This is a genomic window from Nevskia soli DSM 19509 (genome assembly GCF_000711955.1).
GTDB lineage: Bacteria > Pseudomonadota > Gammaproteobacteria > Nevskiales > Nevskiaceae > Nevskia > Nevskia soli.
Genome location: NZ_JONR01000046.1, coordinates 1 through 12635, shown reverse-complemented (window position 1 = coordinate 12635; position 12635 = coordinate 1). Strand labels below are relative to the sequence as shown.

General features: G+C 65.6%; 7 protein-coding genes and 1 pseudogene. All 8 read left to right on the top strand.

Translation table 11 applies throughout. From position 1 onward, the window contains the following. The first annotated feature begins 1 nt into the window (after nucleotide 1). Nucleotides 2-943, top strand: coding sequence for a glycosyltransferase (locus tag BP26_RS0119565; protein ID WP_029922250.1), 942 nt, complete (start codon nucleotides 2-4; stop codon nucleotides 941-943). Beyond that, nucleotides 940-3636, top strand: coding sequence for a hypothetical protein (locus BP26_RS0119560; RefSeq protein ID WP_157572645.1), 2697 nt, complete (start codon nucleotides 940-942; stop codon nucleotides 3634-3636). The genes BP26_RS0119565 and BP26_RS0119560 overlap by 4 nt, the downstream gene beginning before the upstream one ends. Further along, on the top strand, nucleotides 3633-4088 hold the full coding sequence (locus tag BP26_RS0119555) for a hypothetical protein (protein WP_157572644.1): 456 nt from the start codon (nucleotides 3633-3635) through the stop codon (nucleotides 4086-4088). Before BP26_RS0119560 ends, BP26_RS0119555 begins: the two co-directional genes overlap by 4 nt. Nucleotides 4089-4179: 91 nt before the next feature. Then, a complete protein-coding gene (locus BP26_RS0119550; RefSeq protein WP_029922247.1) occupies nucleotides 4180-4719 on the top strand; it encodes a hypothetical protein in 540 nt (179 codons plus the stop codon). A gap of 9 nt (nucleotides 4720-4728) precedes the next feature. After that, complete coding sequence (locus BP26_RS0119545) at nucleotides 4729-5154, top strand: hypothetical protein (RefSeq protein ID WP_029922246.1); 426 nt, start codon at nucleotides 4729-4731, stop codon at nucleotides 5152-5154. Then, nucleotides 5154-5672: a hypothetical protein gene (locus BP26_RS0119540; RefSeq protein WP_029922245.1), complete on the top strand. Its 519-nt coding sequence runs from the start codon at nucleotides 5154-5156 to the stop codon at nucleotides 5670-5672. The genes BP26_RS0119545 and BP26_RS0119540 overlap by 1 nt, the downstream gene beginning before the upstream one ends. Beyond that, entirely contained in the window at nucleotides 5672-6826 is a 1155-nt protein-coding gene (locus tag BP26_RS0119535) for a hypothetical protein (RefSeq protein ID WP_157572643.1), read from the top strand. The genes BP26_RS0119540 and BP26_RS0119535 overlap by 1 nt, the downstream gene beginning before the upstream one ends. After that, a pseudogene (locus BP26_RS26900) lies at nucleotides 6826-12635 on the top strand (hypothetical protein); the annotation flags it as partial. The gene BP26_RS0119535 and the pseudogene BP26_RS26900, both read left to right, overlap by 1 nt.

The following is a 12635-nucleotide window of genomic DNA, read 5'->3' as shown; positions in this document are numbered from 1 at the left end:
TATGGATATCGCAGTCAATTTTGATAAAACCCCGAACAGCTATTCCTGCGTGGCTGAGAATGTGATTGCCGCCCTGAAAGGGCAAAACATCAACGCCTATCGTTCCGCGGTGGGAAAGATCGTCATCCACAAGATGTACCCCGATCTGTTGAAGGCGGTTCAGGGGGCGAAGAATGTGGCGATGGTTTCTGTCGAGACCACCATTCTGAACCGGGAGCATGTATCCCGTCTCAATGGCATGGATGAAATCTGGGCGGAGAGCGTCTTCGTCAAGAATGTCCTGATTTCAAATGGAGTGACGTGCCCTATCGTCTGCACGGGCGTTCCCATCGATTGTGGCAGGTTCGCCCCCGCGGCGGCGCCTGAAGGATTCGTCATCGGCGTGGTATCCACCTGGGATGTCCGCAAGAACGTCCAGGGGCTGTTGTCGGCTTTTGCGGGGGAGTTTTCCGGGGGTGAGGCGACCCTGTTTCTTCAGCTTGATGTGAACGGATCGAAGGCCCGGAATTCGGTGCGGGAGCAGATTCAGAAGATCGCGCCCGTCGGGGTGGTATGCAGCTTTGATCGGGCCGTTGATATGCCGGCTCTGTACCGCGGCTTTTCGGTTCTGGCCAGCGCTTCCCATGCCGAGGGGTTTGGTCTTGCCAATGTCGAAGCGATGGCCTGCGGGGTCCCGGTCATTTCTGTTCCCTGGGGTGGTCCGGAGGATTACATGAACGACTCCACGGGTTTTGTTCTGCCTTACGCGGTGGTATCCGCCGACGCGCCCTACGTGGGTAACTGGGCGTCCATCGCGATTCCGCAAATCCGCAAGGCCTTGCGGGCAGCGAAGGAATCGTTCCCGGAAAGAAGGCGCGGCGCTTCCGCTTTCGCCAGGGAGAAGTACGACTACACGGTCGTTGCGCCGATCATGGTTGAACGGATCAGGGCCTTGCTCGCATGAGAATTTCGATCGCCGGTTTCAGGGGAGAGGCGCCGATCATGGCGGATCGGTTGTTGCCGGACGGTGCGGCGAGCGCGGCGGTGAATGCGCGGCTGGTGTCGGGGGATCTGGATTCGTTCGTGGATATCGGCAATCCGTTCCAGTTGGCGAAGGTGGCGCCGATCGGTGCGGTGTGGTTGATGGCGGGGCCGGCGCCGGATTTCTGGTTGCAGTGGCGGGTGGATGAGGTCGCTTATGGCGGCGGCATCGATGTGTCGCTGGGGACGGTGCCGGGGGATGCGAGTAGTCGTTGTTTCATCACCGGGCTTGCGGGTGGGCCGCAGCAGACGAATCTGTTTTACGCGACGGATCCTTCGCAGCAGGGGAGCAGCGCGGCGGGGGCGTATCCGTATACGTTGTTTCCTCTGGGGATTGCCGGGCCGCAAGTGCCGCCGACGGCGGTGGGGCCGTCTGCGCCGGCGGGGCCGACGACGGAGTATGGGTATGCGGCGGAGGCGAGCGTCAACAATGCGCTGATCCGCAGCGGCGGCACGGGTTACAGGATGGATGACGTGCTGACCACCAGCCAGGGAACGATCGCGCCGGGACTGCATGGGGCGCAGATCAAGGTGACGGCGGTGGACACGGCGGGGGTGGTGACGGGGATCACGCTGCAATCCGGCGGCTTCTTCCAGGCGGGGCTGGGGCCGCCGGCGACGGGGGCTACGGTGATGGGGGGCAGCGGCAGCGGCGCGACCTTCGACCTGACGGTGGTGCCCAACAGCTTCGACGGCTTTGCCACGTATGAGCACGACAACGGCGCGGGGTATTACCAGCACTGGACCATCGCCAACAATATGTGGCAGGTGAGTTCGGGGCAGGGCAGCCTGACGGTGGCGTATTCGCAGACCATCTTCGGCGTGGCCAGTTGCGGGCAGTTCACCTTCCAGTCCGACCAGCAGACGACGAATAGCGGCTCGGGCACGGTGCCGGACCTGGTGACGTATCTGTGCGGGGTATATACCGGCGGCCGTTATATCAGCGGGCCGGCGCTGGTGCTGAGCCAGCTCGACGGGACCTTCACGCTGTATTCGGACATGCAGGATACGGAGCCCTTCACCGCCACGCAGGTGGCGCGGGTGAGCGTGGCGACGGCGGTGGATACGAAGTACCGCGTGATGGTGACGGCGGTGGCGGCTTCGGGCAATTCGTCGACCAAGGGTTTTTCGGTGACGGCGACGCTGGCGGCGCAGTCGGCGCCGGGCGCGGTACTGGCGACGGTGAGCGGCTTCGTGCCGGACACGGGAGAATCCTTCGGCGTGGGCACGCAGCATCGCGGTCCGAGCGACGACGGCAACCTGGGTTATTTCGAGAATATCCGTGTGGCGGTGTCGCAGCCGGCGGACCAGGCGACGTCCGAATCCACAGCGTATGTCTATACCTATGTGACGCAGTACGGCAGCGACGACAACCAGATCACGCAGGAGTCGGGGCCGAGCGATCCGAGCGAGACGGTGACGTTCTTCCTCGACGGCAGCACCAGCCCGGTGACGATGACGCCGGTGAGCGTGTCGATTCCGCCGGCGCCGGCAGGGAAGAACATCGTCAGCTACAACCTGTACCGCCTGGTGCAGACGGCGAATGGTGAAGTATTCGAGTTCGTGCGGCAGCTCACGGCGGATCCGGTGAATGCGGTGGTGTTTCCGGACACTGTGCTGGATAGCGCGCTGGGCGATGCGCTGCTCTCCGCCAACTGGCAGCCGCCGCCTTCAAACCTGCAAGGCATCCTGGCCTTGCCCAACGGGGTGATGGCGGGGTTCTTCGCCAACACGCTGTGCCTGTCGGCGCGCAATTTTCCCTTCGCCTGGCCGGTGGACAACCAGTTGCCGACGGATACGCCGATCGTGGCCATCGCGGCGATCGATTCGACCGTGCTGGTGCTGACCACGGCGCATCCGTATACGGCCTGGGGCAGCGACCCGGCGGCGTACAGCATGAGCAAGGAGACGGCCAACCAGGGCTGCGTCTCCCGGCGCAGCGCGGCGACGCACAAGCGGCTCGGCGTGGTCTACGCCAGCGGCAACGGGCTGTGCTACTACCGCGGCCAGGGCGATCTGGACCTGATCCGCATGCCGGGCGGCGATCCCTATTTCAGCGTGGAGCAGTGGCAGGGGCTGAATCCGGCTTCGATCTTCGGCGTGGTGCACGACGACAAGTACTGGTGGTGGTACGAGGCGCTGGACGGCCGCAGGGGCGGCTATGTGCTGGACTTGTCGCCGGCAGGCTTCGGCCTGGTGGAGCTGGATTTCCATGTCACGGCGGCTTATGTCGATCCGGCGACGGACACCTTGTACTTCACGCCGGACTTCAGTGTGTATCCCGTCAACGGCGCGATGGTTGGCTCGGCGCTGAATGTCTTGTCGCAGTGGGAAGGCGGCAGCGGTGCGCGCGCGCGCAGTTGGGAGCGCGACGATTTCTTGCTGCCACGGCCGGCCTGTTTTTCGATGGCGCGGGTGCGCGGCGCGGACTACGCGGACCTGCAATTGCGGGTGAGTTGCGAGAACGGGACAGCGTTCGACGGCGTGGTGACGGGATCGGGACCGTTCGTGATGGCGCCGGTGGTGGGGGTGCGGTGGAACGTTGCGTTGCTTGGGGCGTCGACGGTGAATACGGTGGAGATCGCGGAGCGGGTCGAGGATTTCCAGCCCGTATGACAGCCTCGGCGATGGGATGTGGAAGCGCCGACGCGCTGGTGCGCATCGAGGCGCGACAGGCCTGGGCGGAGGCGGGGCCGCTGATCGCCGCGGCATTGCGCGGATCGGACGATTGCGCGGATGAGGTGCTGGCGGCCTGCGAAACAGGGGAGGCCTGGTTGTTGGCGAGTACGCGCGCCTTCGGGGTGGTGCAGCCGCTGGCTTCGTCGGACGGTTTCGATCTGCTGATCTGGGTGGCAGTGTCGCGCGGAGCGCGTGACTGCATTGCCGCGCATCTGGCAGAGCTGGAGCGGTTGGCGCGGCGCGTGGGCGCGCGGCGACTGGCCTTCCGCACCGACCGCAAGGGTTTCGCGCGGCGGATGCCGGCGGGCTGGTCGGTACGGCAGGTGTTATGGGCGAAGGATTGCACCCGACCCATCGTGTCGGGTGCCGTTGAAGATTCCATGCAGTGAACCTGGCGCGGATACGTAGCGGTGCCGGACTGCGTCCGGCGCATGGCCGCACGCAGCCCGCGAGGGTCCAGACAAAATGAGGAGTTCCGATATGGCGGGATTGTTTTCCAAGGGCGGCACGCCACTGACGCCGGCGCAGCTGCAGTTGCAGCAGAGCGCCCTGCAGCAGGCGCAGAACGTTTCCAGCGTGTGGATGCCGGTGCAGTCGTACTTTGCGCAGAAGATGCGGAACGAAGCGCCGGGCTTGCAGGAGATGGAGCGCGGTGCGGCGGCGGCTACGGCGCGGACGCAGGGAGCGGGGACCACGGTTGGCGCGGCGATGGCGGACAGCAATGCCGGAGCCTCCGCCGGGTCGGGCCGCTTCGTCGCCGATCTCGGCCGCGGCTTCGATGCCACGGCCGGCGCCACCGGCGGTGGCCTGACTGCCGCCACGGCGGCGGCGCAACGTCATTACGCGGCGGGGCTGCAGGAAATCCTCGGCATCGGCCAGCACGATCAGGACATCGGCATGCAGGGCCTGCAGCAGGCTTCCAATGCGGAGGCGCAGGAAGCTGGTGCCGCGCAGCAGGGCGATGCCGCCACTCGGCAAACCTATACCCAACTGGCTGGCCTCGCGCTGGCTTTCGCTTAAGGAGCAGTCATGGCAATCGGAGGCACCGGCGGCACCGCGCGCGATCTCGACCCAGGGCGTTTCTTCACCAGCGATCCGTTTCAGGCGGATCCGGCGTCGGAGCAATTGGCGAACCTGTCGCGCCTGCAATGGCAGCAGGGCGCAAACCTGATGTATCCGGCGCAAAGCCAGCTGATCCAGTATGCGGAGGATCCGAACTATATCGCCGCGCAGCGCCAGCAGGCGCTGGGCGATGTAAACCAGTCGTTCGCCGCGCAGGGCGGCGCGCGGCAGCGCCTGATGGGGCTGATGGGCGTGATGCCGACGCAGGCGCAGTCGATGGCATTGAACAAGGGCACGGCATTGGCGAAAGCGGCGGCGGAAGCCGGAGCGATGAACCAGGCGACGCAATTAGCGGCGAAGAACCAGCAGGGCGTGATGCAGGGGTTCAGCTGATGGGCGGCCTGATCGACGATTCGCTGCAGGCGGGGCAGCAGGAGGCGTCCGGGCTGGGCGCGGCGAGCGCGCAGCAGGCGCAACGCTACGCCAGGGATGTACAGAACCGCAGCAACATGCAGGAGGGGTTGCTTAATCTCTACACCACCGTCGGGCATGGCGTGGCACAACAACATCAGCAGAAACAGGCCCGGGCCGGGGAAGCAGCGGATCTGGCGATGCGGCAGAAGATGCTGAGTGCACTGGACAAGATAGCGTCGTCGGGCAAACCCGAGGTTGATACTTCTCCACCGCGAACGCCGCCGGGCAACGGTGCGCCGCCAGACAACGGTGCGCCGCCAGACAACGGTGCGCCGCAGGACTCGGCTCCGCCGACGCCGCATGGAGCGTTCGACAGCCTGTTCGGGGGTATCGTGAAGCTTGCTTCCGGCGGTGTGCTGGATCCGGCTCATCCGCAGATTGGGATCAGTACCAGCACCGGCCCCGGTTCCGGGGGTGACAGCCAGGAGGGACCGTAATGGTCGTTAAAGCGATGACGGGTTTGCAGGAGGACGAGTTTCAGCGCGCGCGGGTTGGTGTATTGCAGGGACTGCATCAGCGAGGTCTCCAGGCGCTGGCGGCGCAGCGTGCTGCGCATGGGGCGCAACCGGACAAGGCTGATCGCGTGGTGGCGCTGCACAAGCTGCGTGGAATGCAGCGGCGCAGGGATGCGCTGGCGCAGAGCTTGTCGCTGGCTTTGCGCCACGGCGACGTGACTGCGGCTGCATTCCGGCGCGGCCGGCTCGATGCGCTCGCGGAGGAGGAGCGCGAAGCGTTGCGCCACATCGGCGGTGCGGCCTTGCGCAATTTCGTCGAGGGCGCACGGCGCAGTGCAGATGATCTGCATCGGGGACGCAAGCGTATCGACGAGTTGTCGCCGCGGGAGTTCAGCGAGATGTTGACGCTGCACGTGGGGCGGCCGGCTTCCGAGTTGCTCGACGCACCGGGTGCGCCGGCACCGGTCGGGCGGGCGTTACGCCGCTTCCATGCGGGTCTGGCCGGCTTGCGCCGGGACGGAGGGCGTGAGGCGCTGGCAGCGTTCAACGAGCTGTTCGCGCATGAGCTGGAGGGATTGGTGGGCCAGCATGGCTATGACGGTTCCACCGTGGTGGCGGCGCAGTTCGGTGCGCCGGTGCCGCATCCGGGCAGCCGTCATCACCTGGCTTTGATGCTGCGCCTGCAGCTGCGCAGTCCCGACGGGCGGCGCGGCGAGCAGCATGTGCCGGTGATGGACGATCACGGCCACCTGCTGGTACATCCGGAGGCTTCGGCTGCATCGACGGTGCGCAATTTCCACCTTGGCGCGCTGTTTCATCACATCGGCGCGCTGGAGAGCATCTACCGGGCGGTGAATGCGGACCCGCGTTGCCGCGAGAAGATCGTCGCCGGATTCATGCGGGGCGATGAAGCGCGGGCTGCGCGCATGCTGGACTGGATGCATTTGCTGGGACGCGATCCGGCGCAGTGGATGCCGCGGCGTGAGTTGGCGGATGCTCCGACGGAAGAGCTTGAAGAGGACGTGGCGCCCGGCAGCGGCGAAGCGCGGGAGCCCTATCTCGAAGGCCGGCTTTACCTGGGGCATGACGGGCGCAAGGCGCGTTATCTCGGCCGCGGCAAATGGGGTGCCCCGTAATGGCGAGGGACGACGATTTTCGTGGCTTCATGCCGGTCTCCAGTCAGCCGCTGGATGCCTATCACGATTTCCAGCCGGCGAGCGGCGTTCCGCTGGAGGAGTCCGTGGTTCCGCCGCTGCGGGCGGGGGTTGCTGCGCCACCTACGGAATCGGCACCACCGCAGGCTATCGCCGTCCCCGCATCCGATCCGGGCCACGCCCGGTCCAGCGGGCCGCCGGCGCCGGAGGCCTGGAAGGGTTGGGACGCCGTGGCTGGCGATGTGGATTTCCGCAAGCAGCCGGTGGCACAGCAACAGCAGGCCAAGGAAGATTATTTCAAGCGCAAGGTCGCACCGGTCGTTTCCGTTCCGGTGCCAACCGGCCTGGCGGACTTTGGCATTCACCTTGAGCCTTATGTCGACACCGCGAGGGACGAGAAGGCGGAAGCGGCGGGCGCCAGGCGCGGCGCGCTTGAGCAGGCCCACGACGATTTCATGGCGCACCAGCCGGAACGTAGTGGCTGGATCGAATACGCCATGAACGATTTGCCTAAGGATTTCGGCGATCTGCTGCCGAAGTTGCAGGGCTCCGCCAAGGTTGCCGGCGACTGGTTCGGTAACAGCCCCGGCGGCAATGTGCAGGCGCGCCTAGTGCGACAGTACCTGGACGATCCGGGCCGGATGAGCGCTGAGACGCGTGCGGCGGTGGCGCCTTGGGCCGAAGCGTATCAGCGTCGTCAGAAGGCCGATGCGACGGATCTTGCGCCGCTGCGGGAAATCCTGCGACAGGAAGCGCAGCGGCGTGCGCTGGAAACGCCGGGGCAGCGCTTGCTGTCCGGAACGCTGGACAGTGCGCCGGATATGGCAACGGCGGCAGTTGGCCAAGCGGTCGGTGTGCCGGCGCCGGTGACGTTCTCCGCACTACAGGGCTTGCGTACCTTCGGTGATGCCAAGGCCGGCGGTATGAAGGACGAGGACGCTCTTGCGCATGCGGGAATTGCGGCGGGAACCAATGCATTGATCTTTCCGCTGGCCGAAGCGACTGGTGGTGCGGCCGGGCAGCTCACCTCGAAACTGACTGGCGATGCGCTGTTGCGGGTGGCAACGGACAAGTTTGCGACGGCGACGGGAGAACGCGTCGGGGACTATGTGCGGCAGGGTACCACTATGGCCACCCTGGGCGCGGCGAGCGGCGGCGTTGAGGAGGCCTACGATCAATACCGCGCCGGCAAGATCGATTACGCGGCGCTTGCTTCCCGCGTCGGCGGCGAGTTGGCGCAGGGTTTTGCTTCCGGGCTGGTGCTGGCGGGCGGTGCTCATGCCGGCAGCGCTACGCGTAGCGGCGCGCGTTCGGCGATTGACACGGCTGCGGCGCGGTCGGCGTGGAACGAGATGACGGGTGGGAGCAAGGCTCCGCCATCGGCAGCGCAGGGCGCGGAGCAGGGGGTGCCGGCGCCGGTGGCGGGTGGTGCTGTTGCAGCGTCGCAGGGAGATGGGCCGACGCAGCAGCCAAAGGACAAGTCGCAGGGGATGGCTGGGAGCGCACCGGCGGCGGATACGATGCCGTCGGTTCCGGTGGGCGCGGCGATCTGGGCCAACCGGGATGCCGACCGGCCGGTGACGGTGGTGGACGAGCCGGCGCAGCCTGGCAGTGATGGCCGCTGGTATCAGAAAGTGCGTCATGGACAAGGAGAGTCTTATGTCCCTGCCGATGAACTGAGGCCTCATCCGTCGGCCCACGAGCAGGCCGGCATGCCCGACGTACGCGAGCCCGCGGCGGATGATGCCGTGACGGGTTTGCGTGCGCCTCACGCGGAGCCGCCGCCTGCTGCTGTGCACGGGGAAGCGCCCGCGGGATATCCCGCCGTCAGCGATGAGGAACACCGCCTCGGTGCCGCCGCGGCCGACGTGCCGGTGGATACGCTGGACCGCGATGCGCTGGCCGCGGTGACGCATTTGGTGAGCAATGATCCCGCCGCGGCGATGCGGCTGCATGCGCAGCATCCGGAAGACGAGGCCGCGTTTGTCGCGGCAGTGAAGGAGCAGGTTCATGGAAACAGGCAGGCAGGCGAAGCCGATGCTGTACCTCAAGGCAGCGCGGGCGATCGCGGCGCAGCGCGAGAGGATGGCGGCACCAGCCAGCACGCAGAGCCTGGACGCGCTGCGGCAGAAGTGGGGCAGCCGCTAGGGAAGGCGATGGCGGATGAGACTCCGGTTGCGGAGTCTCCGGCCTTCAGCCGTGGCAGGATGCGCGATGCGGAGGGCGCCGCCGCCGGCATGCGCGCGCTGGGCGAATTCGACGAGGCGCACCAGTTGCGGCGCAGCCGCGCCACTTCCCTGGAAGGCGCGGCCCGCGATATCGATCCGGCCATCCGAGTGCAGACCATCGGCACCGGCAGGCCCGGCGTCGCCAGGTCGTACGAGGTGACGATGCCGGACGAGGTGAATACGGCCAAGGTGCATGAGACGACGGACGGCAAGGTGTTCGTCGATGCCTCGGACATGTCACAAGGGGCTGACGGAAGTTCGCTCTATCAGGCCGTGGGCGACTATGCGCACAACACCGGCAAGGTCTTTGCCGGCGATCCGGCTGGTTTGTCGGGCATTGGCCTGCGCCGCCGTACCGAGCAGATGGCGGCATCGGCATTGCGCTGGGGCACGGCGGAGCACCTGGAGCCGCATCCGCGGCAACTGGTCGGTGATCCGCGTGAAGGCGTGGAGCCGCTGCGCTGGGGCGGCGATGATCAGCGCAATATCGAAAACCTGCTGCACACGGCTTACCGTAACGTGGCGGCACGGGTGCCGGAACTGGCGCACATCCATTACAATTTCCGGCATCGCAGGTTCGAATGGGAGCCCCAGGATGAGTCAGCCGATCGAGGAAACGGTGGAGGAAGCCGCCCGGCGTCTGCACCGGAGAATGCTCGAGGCGTCGAAGTTGTTTGGCCTGAGTTTGGCCGACTCGCCCACACTGCAGGAGCTCGAGCGGCGCGAGCGGGCGGCACGACGCTTGCGCGCGCGGCTTATTACGCATCCCTGGTACGCGAAGGGCGACGCCAGGGGTGGCCTGGATTATTGGCGGCGCTTGCACAGCAGCAGGGTGATGACGGACTAGCGCCGGCGCTGCACGAGATTCTCTATTCGCGTGATGGCGGCGCGGCGCATGGCACGCGGCTGCCGCCGGATTCTTCCAAGGCTTCATCCGGTGCGGATACACGAGCCCCCATATTGGCGCATGGAGATTCCGATGAACAATTCCGACTTGCTGGATCCGATGAAGAATCCCCTGACTTTATACAGGGAAAAGTTTGGACCGGAACCGGAGGGGTTCTTCAAGAGGGCGGTGGACAGCGGCAAGTCGGACCGGTTCTTCACGGATCTGACGCAGGCGGTGAACAGCAATCGGCCGATCGCCTGGGACGAGTACCGGAAGCAGTTGTTCGGGGCTCGCGCCTAGGGGAGGCGCACAGTTTCATCTCCCGGACTTTCGAGTCGCCGCTGGGCAGCGGCCCCGCCCGCTTAGACGATTTGAAGAATAATACTGATCCTCGCGAAGCGATACCGAAGGCTGGTCATGAAGGCGTGGAAGCAGGGCGGCGGCGGGAATCCAGCCTGAATCTTCCTCCGGCGCGCCCGCGAACGGGCGATCGATCTTTAGCGGTGGGCGTCGGAGGAGAGGCCCTGGGCCGTTTTGCAGACCTTCCTGGAGCGTACGACGGGCCGTTGCAGGCTTATAAAGATGCTGCGGCGCTGACCGGATTGCACCTGGGTATCGATGTGCTGCCGGGGCCGGATGATATGCCGTCTGCAACGGCAATGCGCTATCTCCTGGGTCGCAGGTGCGTTGAGGTCAATCAGCGTTTCAAGATGGATCGCAGTCAGGCGGCGCAGTTCATGACCGAAGAACTGCTGCATGCGGTGGATCACCTGGGCGGCATGCGAACCATCAGCGGCGGCAGCAGCAGGCTCGCCTTGCATGGCGACATTCGCCGAGAGGTAGAACGGCATGTACAAGGGCGTGGCCGTTTCTCCGGACCCTTGCTTTATCCCCTGGCGGAACAGGGCTTTTCAGACGGGCGGATGCGCGCGGAATTGTTTGCCCGCCTTGGCACACTATACTTTGCAGACCCGGATGGCGTGCGTTCACTTCTGCCGCTGACACATGGAGCTTTTGATGGATCTTTCAGACTTGTTCGATCCGACCAGGAATCCCCTGACTTTATACAGGGAAAAGTTTGGACCGGAACCCGCTGGGATGTTCAAGACAGCAGTGGACAAGGGGGTGGGCACGGAGTTCTTCCAGGATCTGAAGGAAGCGGTGGCCAGCAACACCCCGATCGATTGGGACAATTACCGGCGCGAGCTATGGGACAAGGATTTCGCCTCGGCGACCTCCGCAATTCCATCTCCCGGGCCTTCGAATCACCACTAGGCGGTGGTCGCGTCCGGCTCAATGACCTGGAGAGCAAGTCTGCTCCCCACGGTGCGGTGCTGAAGACTGATCATGATGGTGTGGAAGCGGAGTGGCGGCGATCCGCCGACGGACCGCCCGGCGCGGTAAGCAAAGCAGTCGATCCACGAGCCCCCACATCGGGGGCTCGGTCGTTTCAGGGGGCTGATGCCGCTGGCGCGGGTGGGAAGCCGCGGCCTGCCGGCGGCATGGCGCCGGAGGCGGTGCAGGGGCTGGTTGATCGCATCTCCAGCCAGTGGCGCAATGGTCCGAAAATCCATGTGCTGCGCTCGATGGAGGAAGCGCCCGAGGCGGCGCGCGCGGCGGACCGGCAGCAACGCTCGCAGGGCGCGGGCGGGCAACCGCGGGGATTCTTTCACCAGGGTGAGGCTTACCTGGTGGCGGACGCGTTGCGCGGGCCGTTCGAGGCGGCGCAGACGCTGTTCCACGAGGCGCTGGGGCACTACGGGCTGCGCGGCGTGTTCGGCGACCGGCTCAAGCCGGTGTTGCGCCAGGTGGCCGCGGCGCGGGTGAAGGATGTGGCGGCGAAGATGCACGAGTACGGTTTCGACCCGGCCAGCGACGAGCATCGTCTGCGCGCGGCGGAGGAGTTGCTGGCGGAGATGGCGGAGCGGTATCCGGATCTGCCCGCCGGCCAGCACTCGATGGTGCGGCGCGCGGTGGATGCGGTGAGGGATACGCTGCGGGCCATGGGCGTGCCGCTGCACATGAGCGACGAGGAGATCGCGCGCAGGTTCCTGGTGCCGGCGCGGGAGTGGGTGCGGAGTGGAGTGCGCGCGCCGGTGGAAGGCGCGTCTGCGTTTTCCAGATCTGGCGATCGGCCGGATGATCCGATTTTGTTGAATGGCAAACCGGATTTATGGAATTTGCCAGGTGAGATTGCCGAGCGAACGCGAGGACGCTTCCCATCTGCACCCGTGCGGTTGCTCAATGGACGGCACGTCGATAAAAATCGAGGATTCGGTGTCGCTCACATCGAGGCGGAACACGGGCATGAAATACGGGCTCTTGGCTTGACCGTGCCTGAGTATGTTCATCGCATTCTGTCGAATGCCTCAGAAATTTACGACAACGGCACGGGGCGTCTGCTTGTTCGAGGAGACAAGGCGCCGCGCGGGCCAGCGATCATTGAATTGCGACGAGATGGTGATCATTACCATGTGATCACAGCCTTTGAGCGCAAGCCCGAAGGAAAGCTGGTCTGGAGTGGACGCCGCGTAGCGTTAGCTCAAGAGGGTTCCGCACCGCTGGAGCCACGCTCCAGCACCGCCACTACCCGGCCTTCAACGGACCGGTCCGCCCAGAACGCTCGTAGGGATGAACCTGCGAAGCAGGTGTTGAACCCCAGGTCGGATGCTCT